The organism is Nocardia glycosmidis (genome assembly GCF_052545115.1).
Window position 1 is genome coordinate 165,808 of the sequence record NZ_JBQWRH010000003.1, and the last position, 20,733, is coordinate 186,540.

Annotated in this window: 9 protein-coding genes (1 of these 9 only partly in view); all 9 read left to right on the forward strand. The window is 67.9% G+C overall.

Annotation, left to right across the window (positions count from 1 at the left end; translation table 11 throughout):
- Positions 1-14,196, forward strand: partial view of a LuxR C-terminal-related transcriptional regulator gene (locus tag ACT86A_RS04865; RefSeq protein WP_445090780.1) — the end only. The gene continues 18,777 nt to the left of window position 1, outside the view; only the last 14,196 of its 32,973 coding nucleotides appear in the window; the start codon falls outside the window, past its left edge; it ends in the stop codon at positions 14,194-14,196.
- Complete coding sequence (locus tag ACT86A_RS04870) at positions 14,196-14,858, forward strand: hypothetical protein (RefSeq protein WP_445090781.1); 663 nt, start codon at positions 14,196-14,198, stop codon at positions 14,856-14,858. Before ACT86A_RS04865 ends, ACT86A_RS04870 begins: the two co-directional genes overlap by 1 nt.
- A 209-nt stretch (positions 14,859-15,067) precedes the next feature.
- Positions 15,068-17,119: a hypothetical protein gene (locus ACT86A_RS04875; protein ID WP_445090782.1), complete on the forward strand. Its 2,052-nt coding sequence runs from the start codon at positions 15,068-15,070 to the stop codon at positions 17,117-17,119.
- Complete coding sequence (locus ACT86A_RS04880) at positions 17,116-17,925, forward strand: ESX secretion-associated protein EspG (RefSeq protein WP_445090783.1); 810 nt, start codon at positions 17,116-17,118, stop codon at positions 17,923-17,925. The genes ACT86A_RS04875 and ACT86A_RS04880 overlap by 4 nt, the downstream gene beginning before the upstream one ends.
- Before the next feature lie 10 nt (positions 17,926-17,935).
- On the forward strand, positions 17,936-18,157 hold the full coding sequence (locus tag ACT86A_RS04885; protein WP_445090784.1) for a hypothetical protein: 222 nt from the start codon (positions 17,936-17,938) through the stop codon (positions 18,155-18,157).
- A gap of 51 nt (positions 18,158-18,208) precedes the next feature.
- On the forward strand, positions 18,209-18,523 hold the full coding sequence (locus tag ACT86A_RS04890; RefSeq protein ID WP_445090785.1) for a hypothetical protein: 315 nt from the start codon (positions 18,209-18,211) through the stop codon (positions 18,521-18,523).
- Between the two features lie 78 nt (positions 18,524-18,601).
- Positions 18,602-18,913 (forward strand): YbaB/EbfC family nucleoid-associated protein, encoded by a 312-nt coding sequence (locus tag ACT86A_RS04895; RefSeq protein ID WP_445090786.1) that lies wholly within the window; start codon positions 18,602-18,604, stop codon positions 18,911-18,913.
- 125 nt (positions 18,914-19,038) lie between these two features.
- On the forward strand, positions 19,039-19,380 hold the full coding sequence (locus tag ACT86A_RS04900; RefSeq protein WP_445090787.1) for a type VII secretion target: 342 nt from the start codon (positions 19,039-19,041) through the stop codon (positions 19,378-19,380).
- A complete protein-coding gene (locus ACT86A_RS04905; RefSeq protein ID WP_445090788.1) occupies positions 19,380-20,726 on the forward strand; it encodes a hypothetical protein in 1,347 nt (448 codons plus the stop codon). Before ACT86A_RS04900 ends, ACT86A_RS04905 begins: the two co-directional genes overlap by 1 nt.
- The last annotated feature ends 7 nt before the right edge of the window (positions 20,727-20,733 follow it).

Consider the following 20,733-nt stretch of genomic DNA (forward strand, 5'->3'; position numbering starts at 1 on the left):
GACACCGACGCTGACACTGCGACGCACGCATCCAGAGCATGGGACTGGGCCGCGCGACAACTCGCGGACTGGCCTTCCGGCAAGGTCGATGACGCGGGGTTCGAGCTCGCTCACATGGTCGAGGACGCATTGCGTCAGAGCCGCGGCGAAGTTCGTGTCGTCATGGAACAGAGCGGTGAGCACGGTGATCGTCGGGTGCGATTCACATTCGGTGACAACCGTTTCGAACTGAACGAGTCGAATCACGACGTGTCCGACGAGGTTGTGGCAGCACTGCACACGGCCATCGCCGACGTGCGTCATGTCCGTGTGCACGTGCCGGGCGAGCTCGCCGTAGCGGTCGACGGTCGCCGCATTCCACAACTGGCGAAGGCGCTTGCCCCGCACAGCGCGCACGGCCGCGTGCTCGACGTCGCGCAGAACAACATCGAAGCGGGCTTGTTGCACGCGGCCAGGCGCAACCGCGGGAGGCTGCACGGCCTCCGCACGAATGTCGAGCCGTCCTATGTGCTGTGCCGATTCGGTGACAGCACCGTGGAGTTGGCCGTGTACGCGCTCTGGGACCAGGACTTCCGTGACGGAATGCGTGAACTGGGCTTGACCGGCCGTGGTGACCGCACCGTCCAGCTCGATGAACTGACCGAAGCGATCGTCGGTCGACTGGAACAGCGTCGTGTCGCGTGGGCGGAGCAGAACGGTCCCGAGTCCGATACCGACGGCGACGACGGAGCCGAGGGCGGGTCTCCGGTCGATCCCGGCACCGGTCCCGGCGGTTCAGACGTCGGCCCGCAGGCCGTGGATCCCTCAGTGGGCGAGGGCTCGTCCGGTCCGACCACTGTCACGCCGGTGCAGTCGGATGGGGGAGTATCGAGGACGGGCGCTACTGATCCGGCGGCGCCGAGCACCGACCCCGAGAGCGGCCCAGATACGCATGCGCACCGCGCGCCGGGCGGCGGCGGAAAGCCCAGGGGTGCGGGCAATGTCGTGCGCGAGGTGCTGCGCGCGTTCGTCCCGGACTTCGAACCGGGCCGCGACTTCGACGCCGCCACCCGAACCCAACGCGCCGCGCACGGCGTGGTGGACTACCTCGCGGGCTTCTGGGAGAGCTCGGATTTCGTCGCGTCCTCGCTGTTCCGGCCCATCGACGCGGCGGTGTTGGATCAGGTCGCGGCGATCGAGCCGCAGGGGCTGCGTCAGCTGCTCGAACAGGGTGGACTCAGCGCGACCCAGATCGAGGGAGTGCTGAACCGGCTCGACGAGATTCGCACCAACGGACGCATTCACGGCGATCACGTCGGCGACGCCGACTCCGAAATGGACGCGGAGGCCGAAACCGATTCTGATCAGGCGAGTTTCGATCCGGTCGACCCGCGCACCCTCGGGCCGGCTCGCGAATCCGTTTTCACCGACACCGCACTCAGCTCGCACGGGCTCATCCGGGTCACGTTCGAGGGCAGCGACACCGTCTGGGTGTACAAGCCGTTCCACGGCGACGCCGACACCGCGGGCATCCCGCCTTCGGGCCGCGCGCTGCGCGAGGTCAAGACCTATCTGCTCGACCGGCTGCTGAAGTTCCACCTCAAGCCGCCCACCTATCTGTGGGAAGGCAGCAAGGGCACGGGCATCCTCCAGGAGTACATGCCGGGCGCGGAGAGCGGACGTGCGGTCCGCGGCCACGACCGGCTGATCCGCGACATGATCGCGATTGTCGACTACATCGCGGGCAACCGCGACCGCCACGTGGGCGACATCATCACCACCCCGTCCGGTCGTGTCGTATCGACCGACGACGAAGCCACCTTCCCGGTGGACGAGAACTCCTTCGCCCAGTTCGAGACCCAGTCGGTCTTCGTGGCCGACGCGCTGGGCCGAGACCTCCACCCCGCCGCGATGGCGCTGGTCGCGTCGGCGACCGAGGCGGACGTGCGCGCGATCCTGGACGGCCTCGAACCGGAAGCCATTCAGGGCGCGGTGGACAGGTTCACCGAGGTCAAGGACAACGGCAAGATCACCGGCGACGCCTGGCCGTACCGTGACGGACTGCCGGACCTGGTCGACAACATGGTTGGTGACGGCCGTCCGCCGGCGGACTCCGACGATCTCGGCCCGGACTCGCCCGCGCCACCACAGCATCCGGCATCGATCGAGGACGGCGATGCCGCGCCGGACGACGGTAACGCAAAGACCGTGTGGTTCGAGTTCGACGAGAACGCTCCCGCCGCAGTAGATCCCGAGCCTGCGAGCCTGTGGATGGACGGCACCCCGACGATCTCGGTCGGCAATCTGCTCGACAGCAGCGGCGCGCAGGCATTCCAGTTAGCTGGCCCCGGAACGCATTTCGCGAGGCGGGTTGAGACCGTGGACACGCAGCAGCTGGAGACCGCCGACGGGCCGGTCGACACGCTGTCGGTGACGTTGGCGCTCGACCTCGCGCGCGGCGGCTCGGGCCGGGTCACGCTGGAATTCACCCGCGACGCGAACGGCACCGCGATGCGGTACCGGGACCTCGATCTGGGTTACGCCGGCGTCGACACGAAGGATCCGGCCTTCCAGCCGGGTTCGCACCCGATCCGGCTCGCGGACGCGTTCGTCGAAATGCACGGATCGGTGATCCTGCCGTGGCTCGCCCAGTCCGGTGCGGCATTCGAGGGGAACCCCGGCCACTATGCGGAAACGACCGTTGGCGAGGAGGTTACGGATACCGAACGTCCCGACGACCTCTACGAGCACGACCACGCCAAGAGCGAGCGCGTCCGTCCTGCCGGAATCGCGCGTCGCTGGCTGCGGGATCAGCTCGCGGCCATCGGCTGGAGCGCCAACGCACCCGTGCACCTTCAAATGGTGTGGGTGGCGACCAGCGAGGCGGTCGCGAACTCCCTGGAGCACAGCACCGGCCCGGTCCGGGTCACGCTGCGCGTGCTGCCCGGTGCCGGTCAACTCGTAGTGCAAAGCATCGACAATGTCGCGAGCCACCCGCCGAGCGGCCCGATCCGCGAGAACGCCAACCTGATGGAGGAACGGGTGGCGGCGGCGGAGAAGCGCCGCCTGGCGGAAGAGGCCGCCGCGAAGCAGGCCGCCGAGCCGGAGCTGTTGCAGGGTGATGATCTCGATGCGTTCTTGGGTGGTGTGGACGAGGGCGCCATCGCGAATCTGGATTTGGAGGCGCTGGCGGCCGCGGATGCCGATGCCGATGGCGACGCGAAGCCGGAGCTGTTGCAGGGTGATGATCTCGATGCGTTCTTGGGTGGTGTGGACGAGGGCGCCATCGCGAATCTGGATCTGGACGCGCTGGCCGGCGACAACGAAGCACCGGCGGCACCCGAGCGGACCGAAGCCGAGAAGCAGGACGCCGCGGCCTACGACGAACGCGGTCGCGGAATCCAGATCCTGCACACGCAGACCGACGCCTGGGACTATGCGCCGCTCGCGAACGGCCGCGGCAAGTCGATCTGGTTCATCCGCTCGATGGCCGACAGCGACCCGGATCCCGGCACCGACCCCGATCCCGGCACCGACCCGGCCGAACCGACCGATCCCACTGCGCCGCAAGGTGATACGCCCGCTCCTCCGGATTCCGACGCCGCCACTCCGGGGCCTGGCACCGGCTACCAGGTCGCCGAGCCGAAGTCGGCGAACTCCTACCGGCCCGAGCTCACCGACGGCATCGATATCGGCAAGCTCCAGCTGCGCGACGGTGTCTTCTACGACGAGAACAACCAGCCCTACAGTTCGGGCCCGAAGGGCGTGTCCTTCCTCGTCGGCGCCGACCCGGGCGATATCCGCTGTGTCGCCGTCGCCGTCGCCGATGTCGAAGGCAAGCTGGATCGGCGGGACGTGCAACTGCACCAGCTGCTCTACAGCAGCTACGCCGACCCCTCGGACGGCCCGATCGCCTTCGGCCACTGGGTGATCGAGAACGGCAAGCTCACCGAGCTCATTCCGATGAGCGGCGCCTTCCTTGACCCGAACCGGCAAGCGCTGTTCACCGCGCAGCTGCGCTCGGTGCTCAGCGAAGCCGGGGTGGACACCTCGGACACGGTCGTCGACGGCGTGCAGCAGCAGAACGGGATCTGGCGCCCGGCATTGCCTTTCGCCACCGTCACGGAGCTGATGGCTCGCGGTGATCAGCTCGCGGCCATGGTGTTCCGAGGCTGGGGCGCGGACTTCTGGCTGGACGTCCCCGATATCGCCACCACCGGCGACCGCGCCACGGTGACCGTGTCGCTGCACCCGGTCGGTGGCGAACCCGGCCGGGTCACCCTGGAACTGACCCGTGACGGCGACGGCGTCACCCTGCGCTACACCGATGTCGACCTGGGCCCGGACGCGGATCGGGTTACCAAAGCCTGGCGGCAGCTGCACAATTCGGTCGTGGTCCCGTGGCTGGGGGAGTCCGTCGCCGCATACACCGACCCCGCCCCGGACTACCCGTCCCCGGACGACGTGCACCGCGCCGAATTCGAACAGAAGGTTCGCGAAACGGACCTCTCCTCGCCGGGTGCGGTGGCCGATGCGCTGTACGAGCGGGTCGGGCGGGACGCGGTCACCGAGTTCTACGACGCGCGGGTGTCCGGGCTGAAGACGGCGGAGGTGCTGCGGGCGCAGAACTTCGTCGCGTACACCGGCGCTTCCGCGTTCTTCGTCTCGGCGGACGTGGCCAACTTGAGCGGCCTCAACGCGTTCTGCAACAACCAGGCCGAGGCGGCGAACGCGCACTATCACGGCATCGCCACCGCGTTCCGCACTGCGCTGGAGGACTCCGGCGGCGTGGTGATCCCGATGCGCACCGGCGGTGACGAGGTCGGCGCGATCGTGCTCGGCATCGACGAGCACACCTTGACCGAGATCGTCGCCGAGGTGAATCGGCGCGTCACTGCCTATGCTCGGCAGGAGGGCCTCAGCGAGATCGAGCACCCGAAGCATCCGGGCGAGGCGGCCTATCGCGGTGTCGGCCTGCATGTCGGGTTCACCGAGATCGTGCCCGGCTTGACCCCCAAGGACATCTTCGATGCCGCCGACCTCGGCGTCGACGACAGCAAGAACGGGAGGACCGATGTCGCAGGAGACCCGCGACGAGCGACTGGGGCTGACCGGGCTGACACCGGAACAGCGGGCGCGACGGATCCAGGAACTGGAGCGCGAACTGGCGCAGAAGCGAGCGGCGGCCAAAGCCGAACTGCGAGCGGACCGGAAGCGGCGCCGCGAGGACTCGCCCTCGACGGACTGAACCGCAACCTCGCCGCGCTCGCTGGATACCCGTCGCCGGACGAAGTGCGCCGCTTCGCCTTCGCGGAGGGTTTGCACGCCCTGGGTGAGTTGACCCCCGAGCTCGTGGCGGAGGCGATGTATCGCCCGGTCGCGAGGGACGAGGTCACCGATTTCTACGACGCCCGGCTCTCCGGCGTGAAGACCGCCGAGGTGGTGCGCGCGCAGCAGTTCGTCGCCGAAACTGGGGCGCCTGCGTTCTACCTGTCCGCCGATATCGCCAACCTCAGCGGCCTCAACGCGGCGATGAACAACCGGGCCGCGGCCGCCAACGTGCACTTCCGCGGCATTGCCGAGGCGTTCCGTTACGCCCTCGACGCGGCGGGCGGGGTCGTCGTGCCGATGCGCACCGGCGGTGACGAACTGTCCGCCGTCGTCATCGGCATCGATCAGGAAACACTGACCGGCATCCTCGCCGAAATCGAAGCCCGGGTCGCCGCCTACACCGCCGAGCACGGGCTGGACCTGATCGAGCACCCGAAGCACCCGGGTGACGCGGCCTACTGCGGCATGGGCCTGCACGTCGGCGTCACCGAGATCCTGCCCGGCCTCACCCCGAAGAACATCTTCGATGCCGCCGACCTCGGCGTCGACGCCAGCAAGAACCGCGCCTACGAGACCGGCCCGGTACCGGGGCACACACCTACCGGGCTCGACGCGCTGTCCGAACCGACTGTCCACCACGACGACAACCTGGTGAAGGGCGCCAGCAACGCGCCACCGATCCGCCTTGACCTCGCGCGCACCGCCGGCACCGTCGATTGGGATGCGGCGGCTGCCGCTGGGGTCGGCGCGGTGGCCGGTGCAGGCATGACCGCGAACATCCCTGGTCAGGAGAGCACCGACAAGGTCGATTGGGATGCCGCAGCCGCTGCTGGAATCGGCGCGGTTGCCGGTGCAGGCATGGCTGCGAATCTTCCCGCTGAGGTCAATTGGGATGCCGCCGGTGCCGCCACAGCCCCGGGTTCCGGGATCGCCGGTGCCGTTGCCTGGAAGGCCGCGGCCGCCGCCGGGACAGGCGGCGTCATCGGTGCCACCGCGGCGGCGGCTTTCACGGGCGAGGGAATCGCGCAGGCCGCCAAAGGGCTTCGCGGCTGGGATGGCGCCGCACACGATCCGCGGGTGACCGCGCAGCCGATCGACCCCGCGGCGGTTTCGGCCCGCGGGCCGCTGTCCGATGGCGGGCACGCGTTCGGTGAGCCGGATATCGTTGCTTCGCAGTCAGTTCCGTTGGAGCCGGCCGCGGAGGAGCTGCCGTTTGCCAATTGTGTCGATCGGTCGCTCGGCCGAGTCGTCGCGGATCAGGGGGATGTGGCCCGCCTGCCGGATGAGCAGACGCGGAGTCCGTTCGGGCGGCGGTGGCGGGACGTGCAGGGGCTGCTTCGGGGGGCTCGGCCGGAAGGGTTCGATACCGCCGGGGCGCACGAAGCGCACGCGAACCTGGTCGAGGGCCTGATCCACCGGGCGGGGCCGGGGGCGATGGCCTGGGTGCTCGACCAGCGCCACACCGCCGATCAGCAGACCGGAATCGGTGCGCACGCGTACGCGGTGAAATACCTGGGCGACAACGTTTTCGAGGTCGACGGACAGCGCGTCACCTACGAGGGCAGCCCGGACGCCGATGGCCTGGCCTGGTTCCGGACCGCCGCGGGCAACCGGGTTTCGCTGGCCGAGCTGACCGGTAGCTCCCGCGCGGAGACCGCCCACACGCGGGCGGTCGTGTGGCGCGACGGCCAGGTCGTCCAGAATGTCGGCGACCGCACCGCCCCGCTGCCCGACGGCGACCTGCGAATCGGCAAGAGCCCGGCGGATCAAGGGCCTGCGCAACCGGATCCGGACGACCCATTCGCGGATGAGCCGCGGACCACACGGGTGCAGCTCCGGTCGCAACCACCGGACCCGCTGCTGGGACCGCCGGTCGCCGGTCAGCCCGACGGCACCACCCACCCGGTGTGGGAGTTGTTGTTCCGCACCGCCATCGGCCAGGAAGCCATGGCGGTCCTGCACAACGCCGAGGCCCACGTGGAGTTCGGCGACCGGGATCATTTCCACGGCCGGGTCCGCGCGATCACGATCGACACCACCGGACGCGGTTTGATCGCAGTGGCCGAGGAGGTACTCGCGCACGCGGCGCGCATGCAAGCTGTCGCCGCCGCCGCGGTGGAGACCGAGCCGATGCTGATCCCCGAGATGGATCGGGACGCGTTCGTGCGGCCGTGGCTGCGCGCGGAAGCCACGGCGATCGCCTGGCAGGCCGAATTCGATTTGCAGGTCCAGGAAGCCGGTTTCGCCCGGACCGATCTGTCCGGCGCCGACCCGGCCGATCTGGCGTTCCGGCAGGGCTTGTTCGCCCGTTACCTCGCCGCCTACGCGGAGGCTCCGGTTGCCCCGGGCACCGACGACGCGCTGGCGAGCCGGGTGCGGCGGGTGGCCGGAGTCGACGCGCTGCTGGAGAGCGCGGAGTTCAGGGCAACGGATCTGCCCGCAACCCTCGAGGAGCAGTGGCAGAGCAGGCAGGGCATGAGCCGCGGCCTCGACCTTTCGGTGGAGCAGGTGCGGGCCCGGCAGCGTCTGATGCGCGAAGGTGCGGCGGTGCAGCGGGAGATCGACGCTCTCGAGACCGCCTTGGATCGGGTCCAGAGCCAGATGAGCGCGATGACGCCCGCCCGCGGCGACGCGATGCCCGACACCACCGACCGGGTGGCGCGGCTGCGCTTCGTGATCGACACCATGTACGACCGCTTCCGGGGCGCCGAGATCTACATGTGGGCCGCGCATTCCCGGCAGCAGGTTGGTGCTCTGGTCGAACTCACCGAGCTGTGGCAGCGGGCGCGGGCGCGTTACGCGGGGATCGAGAACGGGATAGCCGCCATCAACGGACGCCCGGACAACCGGGTCGAGGTTTCGGCGGACGGCCTGGATATCGCCCATCGGTCGATGCTGCCGTCGCTGGATCAGACGGCGAACAGCGAAATGAGCATCGTCCGGGCCGAATTGCAGGCAACGGAGACCGGCCGGTGGGCAATGCGGACGCTGGAGCGCCTGAATGTCCGGATCCGGTTCGGTTTCGAGTCGACCGGATCGACCGGATCGTCCGTGGATCGCGAGAACTTGGCGCGCGAAGCGGGCTATGACGCCACGACCAATACTCTCGTGCTGCCCTTCGGCCGTGGCGCGATATCCAACGGTGACCAGTTGGTCATCGCCGCCTACCTGGCGGATGCGGCGCGTTCGGCCAGCGGTGACCCACTGGTTCTGCTGACCGAGAGCCGCGACGACTATGTGGCGGCGATGCAGGATCTGCGCGCCGAAGCCGAAGCCCGCCGTTTTCAGCACCGGCGCGAGTTGAGCGGGCACGGCCGCTACACCAGTAGTCCGCTGGCGCAGGCCTTCAACGCCGCCCACGACCGCGCCCAAAATGTGCTGCGCAACGTCTACACGGTGGAGTCGAACTACTCGAATCTCCGCGACGACAGCCAGGTGCCGAGAGCGGCGATGCAGGCGGTGGCCTACCGGTTCGCGGCCCGCACGATCCGTGAGCAGCTGTCCGCCAACGGCCCGTTGATCGACGGCGTCGATCTGGCGGAATTCTTCGGCTCGGAATGGGATCGCGCACACGGTATTCCGGCTGTCGCGGCGGCCTCTGAGGCTGTCGCGGGGCGCGAGGCTGTCGCGGGGCGCGAGGCTGCCGCAGAGCTCACGGACGCCCAGCTGGACAAACAGGCCGCCCGCTTCGTCGAGGCTGTCGAAGAGCTCATGCGGCAGCGCGCCGCGGGCGTGTTCGTACCGCGCGGTCCCGCCGAGCAGACGTATCTGGCCGCCGAGGACATCACCGCGCGGCGACTCGCGGCGATGAAGGCGTACCTGGTCGAGACCGGTCTGGCCGATGCGCAGATCGCGCTGGACCTGGCCCGCTTCGCCAGCGAGGACCTGAACCGACGCCTGCCGTGGGATACCGAGGAGACTCCGGGCACCCACCTCACGCTCGACGCACTGGATGCCGCGATCGAAGCGGCCATCGCCGTCGAGCTGGAGTCGGCCGCACCCAGGATCGACGCCGCGGTCTTCGGCCGGGAAATGGCTCGCGTACTGGCCGAGACCCCTGGCGCGCAACTGGTAGTGGACGCGGGCCCGCTCGCGGACCGGCTCGCGCTGCTCCCACCGCATCCGGGCAGCGACAAGGCACGCCTGCTGGTCCTCGCCGAACCAGGGGAGCACGTCGACCTGCTGCGCGACCTGGAGCTGGAGCACCCGGACTGGGATGGCGTGCTGTGGCGGGGCTCGCACGCGCTCGAATACCTGTCGGTCACCCTCGGACCCGATGGCGAGGTCGTGGTGGCGGAGATGCTGCCGAACGAGGCCGAAGGCATGTTCCGCGCGCCGGGGTACGACGAGGTCGCGCCGCAGATGCTGAATCGCTATCTGCGTTACCGGCTGCGGGCCGAGCTGGATCCGTCGTTCACCTTCGATCTCTCCGTCCAGCAGTGGCTGGAGCTGCTCGGGCCGGAGGCCTTCATTGTCGCCCGTGACGACGGAGCCCGTGACGACGGAACCGGCACGCTGGCACACGGCTACGAGCACGTGGGTTTCCGCGTGGTGCAAGCGGATCCGTCGATCACCGAGCCGCATCCTGCCGCAGTCGCTCACCAGCTGGTCACCCGCCAGATTCCGCTCCCGATCCGCGATCACAGCGAATCCGCCCGTCCCGCGGGCAAGGTTGTCGCGAAGGTGCTGCCGATCCCGGCCGCGCACTTCGAGGTCCGGCTGCAAGCCGATGGCGCGGGCGGCTGGCGGGTCGCGCCGCCGACCCATTCCGGTCATCCGGCGGATGTGCTGTCCCGGTGGTTCCAGGGCTTGCCCGGGGCCAGCCCGCTGCAGCTCACCGAGTACCTCGCCCAGTTGCTCCAGGACGGGTCGGCCCGGATCGCGCCGCTGGTCCCGCCGTCGCTGATCGCCGCGCGCACTCCTGCGCCTGCGTCGGCCGTGGACACCGCGGCCGAGTCCGGGGCGGCCGTAAAGCCGCAGGCCGAGACTGGAAGCCGCGCAGTGGAATCCGAGGGCGAGGCCCCGAAAAAGGGTCTGCTGCGGCGCTTCACCGATCGTGTTCTCGGGCGGGAGTCGAGCGGCCCAGGCACCCCGCCGCTGTCGGCGCAGCCATTGGAGAGCGGGCCCCGCACGGCCTCGGACAGCACCGACGGTGGCTTGGCCTTCACCAGCCCGCAACCGGTTGCGCCACAAACGGGGCCGGAAGCCCCGGCCGAGGATTGCGTCCGCCAGACCATGCGCACCGCCGACGAGGCCGGGCTCGATGTCACCGTCCCCACCGAGTCGAAGCTGTCCGGCCGGACACCGCTCGAGGTGGAGGAGAACTACGCGCACGGCCGGATGCGGCAGATCGATTCCAGGGACGCGGCCGATGCCCGGCTGACCGACTCCGACGATCCGGCGACCGCGATGCTGCTGGTCGAGGAGTACTCGATCGGCGACATGGCGGTCGCGCACCTGTCCATGATGCGGCTGGACAACGGCAAGGTCATGGTCAGCGATCCCAATGTCGACAACGGCGCGTGGCACGATTACGTGCCAGGGACCGTGACTCCCGGCTCTCGCAAGCTCTCCGCAATCGCATACGGCGCCGATGGAAAAGCGCTGCTGCCGAGCACCGAGCACGTCGCCGACCCGGCGGCCCACCCGGATCAGCTGATCACCCATACCGACCTCACCGCCCGGGAAACCGAAGTGCTGGAGCTGGTGGCCGAGGGTCTGACCAACAAGCAGATCGCGCAGCGGCTGACGATGGCCGAGGCCACCGTGCACACCCACCTGACCGGCGTCGCCAACAAGCTCGGCACCGGCGATCGGGCCGCGCTGGCGGCCATCGGCGTGCGCCGAGGCCTGGTGCCGTTCTCCGAGCCGGATGTCGCCGCGAAGATCGAAGGCGGGCTTGGGGCGGACGCGCTGGATGTCATCCAGCTCGAGGTGCTGGCGCTGGTCGCCGACGGCTGGTCGAACAAGGAGATCGGGCTGGCCATGGACACCACCGAGTCCGTGGTGAAGAACCACCTGGTCCGGATCGGCCGCATCCTGGGTATCAACAGCCGGGCGGGCATGGTGGCGACGGCGCTGCGGGCGGGGATCCTGCCGATGGATGCCGAGGTCGCTCTCCGGCCGTCGTCCGGTGCAGGGCACAGCGAGTTGAGCCCCCGGGAAACCGAGGTGCGCACCCGGCGCCTCGCTGGCCGGTCGAACGCCGAAATCGCCGAGGCGCTGGGGATTTCCGAGCACACCGTGGCCACCTATGTGGCGCGGATCGCGCACAAGCTCGGCATCGACTCGGCCGCCGAGCTGGTGGCGAGCGCCGAGACGATCACCGCGATTCCCACCCCGGCCACGCCCGCGGTGCCGCACGCACCAACCATGATCGACACCGGCGTCGCCTCCGCCGAGCAGCGCGATCAGGCGCAGACCATGCCCGGTGTCGGGCTGCCGGGCACCGTCGAGCCCGGAACCTCCACTCAGCTGATGTCCGGCCCGTCCACCGAGGCGAGCGAATCGAGTCTCGGCGGATCGAACCCGGTGCCGCCGACCCAGATCCTGCCCAACGCGCCGAGTACCGAGGGAACGGACGAGGCGAGCGAATCGAGTCTCGGCGGATCGAACCCGGTGCCGCCGACCCAGATCCTGCCCAACGCGCCGAGTACCGAGGGAACGGAGTATTTCGGTGAGGATCCGTCGTTGCCGGAAGCGGTCGTGCCGGGCGGAGAGGTAGGGGGTCCGGAGTACCTCGGTGTGGATCCGTCGTTGCCGGAAGCAGTCGTGCCGAGCGGGAAGCTCGATGAACCGGAGAATCTCGGGCGCGAACCGGACACCGAAGGACCGGAGTACCTGGAGCCGTCGCAACCGCAGACCGTCGTCCTGCCGGATGACTTCGGTGAAATCATCGAGGGCGTAGGCAACTTCGACGGGAACGGCCGCACCGCCGACGACGGCGTGCTGACCACCAACGTGGCCCGGCACACGGTGCAGAACATGCTCCGCGCGATCATGCCCCCTGTGACCGACTGGCATCGTGACGGCCACTTCGTGCTCCCCGACGGCCGCACCGTCCACGTGCAGGTCGACAGCACCATCGGCGACGAGGTCGGAAGCGTTCAGCTGCATCCCGGCGGTGCCGCGTTCGACATCATCCTGTACGACCGACTGCGCACCCGGGACGTGCCGCGGGCCGTCGCGCACATGCTCACCCGGATCCGGCAGCTGACCGACCTCGAATTCCAGCACCCCGGTCCGCGCTTCGCGGAATTGAAAGTGCTTGCCACCCAGCTCGATCAGTCGATCTTCGACCCCGCCCGTAGCAAGCTGACCCCCGAGATCCGGGCGGATTTCGATGACCTGATCGCGCACCTGGGCATGGACGTCGACCCGGTCGGTCCGGCGGCGGAAGCGCTGGCCGCCCACGATCCGGAGCTCTCGCGCCGAATCGGACTGGAATATGGTGGCGCCGTCGCCTTCCGGCCCGTCTTCGGGAAGACACTGACCGACCCGGCGTTCCAAGAGGCCGCGCTCACCCACTTCGGCCAGCTGTCTCGCTTCCTGACCGGCGAGCACGCCTCCGACGTGCTGATGGCGGAAGGACTTTCGCTCAATGCCCGGATGCGCGAGGAGCAGTGCCGCCGCCTGTTCGAGCCGATCTTCGCCAACCGCGACGTCAGCACCATCCGCAAACAGCTCGAAGCGGCGAAACTGTTCACCGGCGACGACCTGGTCGCCGCGCTGGCTCCGATCAAACGCGCTTTCAACGATCCGATGCCCCCGGAGTGGCGGCGGTCCGCGCTGGAGTCCGCGATCACCGAGGTGCAGAACACCGCGGGCCACATGCAGCAGATCAACCGGTTCATCGATTTCGACCGGATGCGGCAGGCGGCCCGTGCCTACACCCAGATGCCCGACCGGGTCGGCGGCATGCTCGATCGGTCCACCGGTCAGGTGTACTTCCCGACCACCGCCACCCATCCGGGCGGGCAGACCATGTCTATGCTCGAGTTCTTCCACGCGATGGACCGGGCCAACCGCGGCACCGAAATGGCCGGCCTGGACATCGAATACGTCGTGGTGATCCATGACGAGGCCAACGGCCGGTCCTTGGTCGACGTGCTCTCGCGTCCGCGCGCGCAGTATCGACTGCCCGCCCAGCACAGCCATCCCGTGCGGTTCGTACCGCGCCCGTCGGTGCCCGCGGCGGTCGAGGGTGGCCACACCGTGGACGTGGGTGTCGGGCGCGGTGGGTTCGCGGTCGAATTGACGCCCGTACAGGACACCTCCGGCCGCGGCCTCGTCCTGCAAACCGAACTGCCCATGGACTACGCCGACGCCGGCCAGCGCCGCCGCAACCTCGGCATCCTCGACGCCGGTCCGCTGACCCGCCCGGGTTCGCTCATGGTGTGGGCCGACTTCCTGCTGCACGGCGCGGTGCTCAATGTCGGCGGCAACGGTGGCGTGGCGCGCTACTACATCAACAATGTCAGCGCCCACTACGGCGACGCCGACTATGACACCCTGGCCCGGCAATTGCCGCACACACTGGTGTCCGGAGCGCACATCGAGATCCAGTGGGACATGAAGTCGGAACTGGTGGAGGGTGGCGAACCCGGCGACCGCGGGCATATCCAGGGCGATAAGCTCATGCTCGCCATCAGCCGCGTGCTGCCGCCCTCGCTCGCGGCCGCCTTCGAGGTGATCGAGCACACCGAGTTCGAGGGCGACGGCAGCGACGAATACCTGTTCACCATCGACACCGGCGCCAGCAATGTGCTCAACCAGGAGGCCATGGCCAGATACTCGCCGCCGCAGCCCACCGACCGTATGGTGATCGTGTACAAGCCCGCCGGTTACCGTCCGGCAACGGCTGATCTCGAAGGTGGTGCACGGTAATGGCGGAGATCGAGGGCGTGCGCGAGTGGCTGAACCGCTCCGCTGAGTTCCTCCGTGGCCAGATGCGCTGGTTCGCCGCCCAGCTCGTGCCGGGGTCGGCGCCGTACGTGGTCATCCCGAAGCATCCCAGCCAGGTGGACTGGGCCGATCCGCCCCGCCACCGGTTCGAGGCCCTCGCCAACCTGTCCGGCCCGCCGGATCCGTCTCGCGCCGACCGCGCCGCCCAGGTGCTGCACACCGCAGGCTGGGCCGTCCAGGTGCATCGTGATCCGCAGGCGCCGACGGTCGTCGTCGTCCGCGGCGATCGCGAGGGCTACTGTTTGCAAGCCCGCATCGAGGACGGCTACGGCGGCATCGTCCTGCTCGGTGAAACCCCCAACATCCAGCTCTACCAACCGGATCCACCTGCTGCCCGTCCCGCCCCGGCCATCACCCCCGACACCGTCAGCGACGGCGCCGTCCTCTGCTACGAATGCGACGGCCAGGGGCTGTGCCCGACCTGCCACGGCACCGGCCGGACCAAGGCGCCCACCGCCACCGGCCGCCACCGCTGCCGCACCTGCCAGGGGTCACGGGTGTGCCCGATCTGCGGGGGAGCGGGCGAACTCCGCATCACCGAATTGTCCGACGACGACCGCATCCACTACCCGCATATTTCCTAACCGTTCCTTAAGACTTTCCTTGGCGGCCACCATGTTCGGATAGCAACGAACGAGCGATAATGTCCGAATGCTCGGACCTCTTGCGCTGCTCGGGCTTACGGGTCGTCCGTAGATGTTCGGACCCTGATCCCGTGACAAGATGGACGTAAGACGGCACACGGGCGCACGTGACAGTCCCGGAGTTTCGGAGATAGTCGAGGAGTACGAGCATGCCACCCAGGGAAGATGATGGGCAGCCCACGAAGCCGATGCCAGCGGAGCTGCCGCTCACCGGTAGTCCTTGGCCTGATTTCAAGACGCGCATCGAGGGTAATCCCGACTGGGTGAAGTTCGACCCGGAGGTCGCCTCCATGCTCGCAGGCGCGATCTCGAAGATCATCACCAATGTGCGGACGCTGGCCTGGGGTGCGGAGGGGCTCTTCCCTTTGTCGCCGTTCGCGATCTCGAATTTCTATTCGGGAACGGCGTTGGCGTCGACGTACGCCGAAGGGGGTGAGAAGCTGTATCAGATCCTCAATGCGCACGTAAAAATTCTCAACGACATGTTGGATATCATTGTCGCGGCCGCCAAGAACTATGACAACGCCGAGAAGAACAATGAGCAGGATCTCGAGAGCATCGAGAAAAGTGCTTATCCCGAATTCAAGGCCGCAGACTACGGCAACAAACCATATTCTGTTCCCAAGCCTGACATAGAAATGCACGGCGTAGACGACTGGAGTTCCAACCGGGACTCCTATCGAGACGTCAACAAGCCCGAACTCAAAGGTGCCGATTTCGACAAGAGCGTTTCCATCTCTCGGCCTTCCAAGGAGCAGGAGTGGAAAACGCTTTACGACAACGGTGATCATATCGGGAAGAACTACGTTGTCTCCATTCTGGCCGACAAGGCTGGGCAATGGGGCCACATCGAGTCGAAGCTCCAGGAGTATTACACCAATTTCGGTGACCAGGTCACGCATGCGATGAACGCGCGGTGGGAGGGGGAAGGAGCGGAGTACGTCAAGGAAGCAATTCGTAAGTACAACGAGTCCGTGAAACCTCTTCAGCAGACCGCTGGCTACTACAAGAGCGTGATGGAGTACGCCGCAACCTTCTTGTCGTGGACCAAAGATGCCGCGCCGACCGTGCGGGAAGAGCCGTCAGGCGATGAGTACCAGCAGGATACGCTCGGGGATTTCCAGAATTGGTTCGATCAAACCTATGGCGAGGGCATCGAGTGGGCGGCCCAGCATGTTCCGGTCCTCGCCGACCCGACGACGTCGTTCAAAGGCTTGCAGCCGCTGCCGAAACTTCCCGGTGACACCAATGGGGACGGCAAGGTCGACAAGAACGATTTCGACCCCAGGGACAAGAACCAGGACGGCAAGGTCGACGAAAAGGACTTCGATCCCAAGGATCTCAACCGTGACGGCAAGGTCGACGAGAACGAGCAGAAGCTCGCGGGTCCTGGTCCTGGTCCCGGTCCTGGCCCTGGTCCGGCGAAAGCCAAGGCGGGCCCCGGCCCCGGTCCCGGCCTGACGGCGGAACAGAAGAAGGCGCAGGCGAAAGCGGCGGGGCGCTCCGAGGAGGAGCAGAAGAAGGCCGCGGAGTTCGCTGAGCAACAGCGCAGGGACGCGGCCCGGCGCGCGAAGGAACAAGAGGCCTACGAGAAGAAGATGAGGGCCGACAACGAGCGTCGGCAGGCCGAGGCCGAGCAGCGCGCCAAGGACGCGGCCGCGCGGCAAGAGGCCGACCAGCAGCAGCAGCGGGCGCAAGCCGCTGCGAGGGAAGCCGCGTCGTCGGTACAGCAGGCCGCCCAGCAAGGTTTGCAGGCCGCGCAGCAGGCTGTGCAGGAAGCCCTCCAGGGTGGGCAGAAGGGTGCGAGCGAGGCGCTGGCGGCCGCGCAGCAAGCCGCGCAGAACGCGTTGGCCAACGGCATGCCGAAGGTAGGCGACTTGGCGTCGAAACTCGGCGGCCCCGGGCCTGGTCCCGGCTCCCTGGCAAAGGGATTGGGTCTGACCGAAGCCGCGAAGCTGTTCCCCCGCGCGGGCGCCGCCACGGCAGCGACCGCTGCCGGAACGGGTCTCGGCGCGCTCGGCCGGGCCGGGGCAGCCGCGCAGGCGACGCCCGGTTCCCCCGGCCCCGCCGGTGCGGCCGGACAGGGTGCCGGTCAAGGCCAGCAGAACTACAAGCGCCCCGCCTACCTCGAGTCCGACTCCCATCTGGACGAGCTGCTCGGTGAGGCGCCGAAGGTGGTGCGTCCGGTGGTCGAACAGTGAGCCGCACGTGGAAATTCACCGATATCGAGTTCGTGGCCCTCTGGTCGCGGACTCGAGCTGACACGTTGCCCCGGCCGTTCACTTTTGTTACCGATATCCCGGACTACGACGACTTCCAGCGGGAATTGCGTGCACACCGGGAACAATTGAAGGCGAATGCGGACCCAGATTTCGATCAGCTGTGCGATGACCTGCTCAACCCGGATCTGAGCCTGGAGGTCCGCGGCGGCAGCGGGTCGAAGTGGACCGATGCGAAACACACCATCCGCCTGCGTGCGGTCCGTCGGGATAGCCGTGGTTACCTCGCAACGCAGTTACCGGGTAAGACTTATGACGCCTCAGGTGGATTCACGATCACCGAGTGTGATCCGCTGGCCTTGGCTGCTGTGGTGGTGGCCGCACTCCCGAAAGTCGAAGCGGGCACTCGCAAGAACGTCACGCTACCGCTGCCGGACAGCAGCAGGACTGAGGACGAGATGGACCACAGCTTCGGCGAATCCAGCCTGTGGGATTCGTTCGAGGACAGCAACTCCACGCGGGCCGAACAGTTCGAGCAGATGGAGCCGATCACCTTCGGATACATCCTGGTAAGCCAGGGCAGGTCGGCCTTCGGTCCGCGTGGGCGGATGCGGAGTCTGTTGCGCTGGCGAGACCTGCTGGACGACGGCCGCTACGTCATCGGTCCAGAGCTCCCGCCGGTCGCGCAAGCCGCCGATGACAAGAAGTTCACCGCCGTGATCAACAAAGAGATTGCCAAGGTTGTCCAGATGATCAAGGACGAGCGAAGTTCGCTGCGAGGGGCCTGAAAATTCTCCCGTGCACCTGTCCGAAATGGCCGATACCTTCGTGGCGGCGGTCAAGGCCAACGATCACGCCGTGGGCAGGCCGTCGGCGGACGACCTCAACAAGGTTGTGATGCCGAAAGGTGCTAGCGGGGTGTGCACTTCGAAAATGTCAGGGCGATGCGCGCGAGGCCGCCGGCACGGCAACGCCGAGATCGCCGAGGTGGTCCGTGCGATCGAGGACGAGCGGGTATGAACCCCTGGGCGGGAACATACACTGAGCAACAAGCGATGAGGGGTTGATGCGATGTCCACAGCGGCGAACATCAGTGGCACGATTTCGGTGCGGACCACCGAACAGGGCTTGCCGCTGGCGATTTCGGTGGAAGCGGCCGAGCTGCGGCGGGATCCGGCCGAGCTGGCGAATCAGATCATGCGGTTGTGCAGGCAGGCGGCGAACCGGGCCGGGCTGGCGCGGCGGGAGGAGTTGCAGGCGGCGGGGTTGACCAACCAGCAGCTCGCGCTGACCGGGTTGCCGAAGCCGGAGGATGTCGCGGCGCAGGAGTGGGTCGAGGAAGAAGAGTACGAAGAAGAGCCGCAGAGCTGGTTGAGGGAAGCTTGACATGAGCGAACGCGGAGAGCGAATCATGTGCCAGTGTGCGGTACGCATGCCGGAGCCGAGCGTCAGCGAGGCGGAGGCATGAGTACCAACCCCGTGATGGACGAGATCGAGGCGCGGGCGCAGCGGGCGCTGAACCGGCTGCGCGATCTCGGCGACGAGATGGCGAAGGTGCGCGAGCAGGAGTCGTCGGAGGACGGTGCGGTCACCGTCGAGGTCGATGGCAGCGGAGCTTTGCGGGACTTGCGATTCACCAGTGCGGTGTCGCGAATGTCATCCGGTGAATTCGAGCGGGCGGTGGTTTCCACGGCCCATCGCGCGGCGGCCCGAGCCTTGGCCCGGATGGGTGAGCTCATCACCGAGTTCAATGCGGAATCCGCGGGTCAGACCTAGCCTCAACATCAAATATTTACCCTCCCTTAAGGTTTTTCACCCGAATATCTACTGCAAGAGCCATCCTGTAATCCGGTATATTTCCACTGGAAGTTCCAATCATATTCGCGCAGAGGGTGTTTCCGATGCCTAACGGTTTTGACATCAATCCCTGGCCCCATGTGGTCGCCGAACCTGACGCGATTCGGGCCTACGCGGACACGGCTGCGGCGTGTGCGGCCAGCGTGGCGAGCGCTGGTTCGGTGAACCAGGCGGCCACCATGGCCGCGGCCATCCCGGTGTTCGGTTTGATCGGCCAGGATTTCCTCGCCTCCTTCGCGGTGGCGCAGGCCAATCACCTCACCTCGGTCGCCGAGCTGGCTTACGTGCACGGCATGACGGCGCTGACCTGCCAGCAGGCCGCCGCCGAATACCAAGTGACGGACGGACTCTCGGGCTCCGACATCGACGCGGTCGGTCGAGCCTGATGTCGGAGCTGGTCGATCAGTCGGTATTGGACTTGCTGCGCCAGAGCGCGGTGGGTCCGATGTTGGACCGGCCGGTGAACAGTGTCCTCGCGGACATGGGCCTGCCGCAGCTGCCCGAAATTCCGCTGATGCCACCGATTCCTGGCCTGCCGCCGCTGCCGGTGATCGACCTGTCCTTGCTGGCCAAGCCGCTTACCGATCTGGCCGCCACCTTCGGCACCGGCCAATTCCCCGCTTCCGCGCCGGCCGCCGCGCCCGCGGCCAATGGTGATCCGGCCGCGAATCCGGCCGCCGCGCCCGCCGTCGATCCGACCGAGGTGCTGAGTCAGGTCTCCAGCGTCGTCTCGACGGTGGTGCAGCTGGGCAGCACGGCGCTCACGATGGCGATGCAGCTGTGGCAGAGTCAGGCCGCGGCCGCCGCCGAGGAAAAAGGCAAAGAGGCACAGAAGGACGGCGGCAAGATCGCGACCCAGGCCGCGCAGGAGTCGGTCGGCGTCGCCTCCGCCGCGACCTCGGTCGCCATCGGCGGCGCGACGATGGCGGCCATCATCGCGAAGTACATGGCACAGGTCGCGGCCTCCGCGCCGTTCCTCTCGACCCCCGGTGGCCAGGCCTTCCTGGTCGCCTCCACCATCGAGACGATGGCCGAGGCCACGGCGACGGTGGCGAAGACGCGCGCCGAAATGACCGTGCACAGCGCCGAGATGACGGCCACGGGCCAGAAGGTGCCCGTCACCGATGCCCCCAAGGGCATGGACCAGATGCAGATGCTGAGCATGCTGATGCAGATGATCCCCACGCTGACCGGCGCGGTGAAGTCCGGCATGGAATCGGCCGTCTCGCTGCACAAGACATTGAACCCGGTGGCCTCCACCAACCCGGCGCTGGATAAGGACAAGGCCGAGCCGGCGGAGCTGAACAAGAACGCCGCCAAGTCCGGCGGTATCGGTGGTATCGGTGGTGGTGGTGGTGGCGCTGCGGCCGCCGCGGCGCGCCAGCTCAGCCCCTGGGCCGGTGGCCGCACGGTCGGCAATCTGGGCGCGGCCGGCGTGAACGGCGTCGGCAACCCGGCCTTGGCGATACAGGCAGGCGCCAGTTCGGCGGCCCGCAGCAGCAGCACCACGGCGACGAGCTCACCGGGCGGCATGATGCCGATGTCGCCGATGGCGGCCGCGGGCATGGGCCGCGGCGCGGAGGACGCCGCGAACGGCTTGCGCGGCGAACTGGTGTCCGCCTCGCACGGCAACGAGGTCGTGGGCGACATCGAAGGCGCCTCGCTGCCGGTGGTCGGCGCGGCCAACACCGATGGACTCAACGAACCGCCGGACCAGGCACTCACCCTCTGACAGGAGG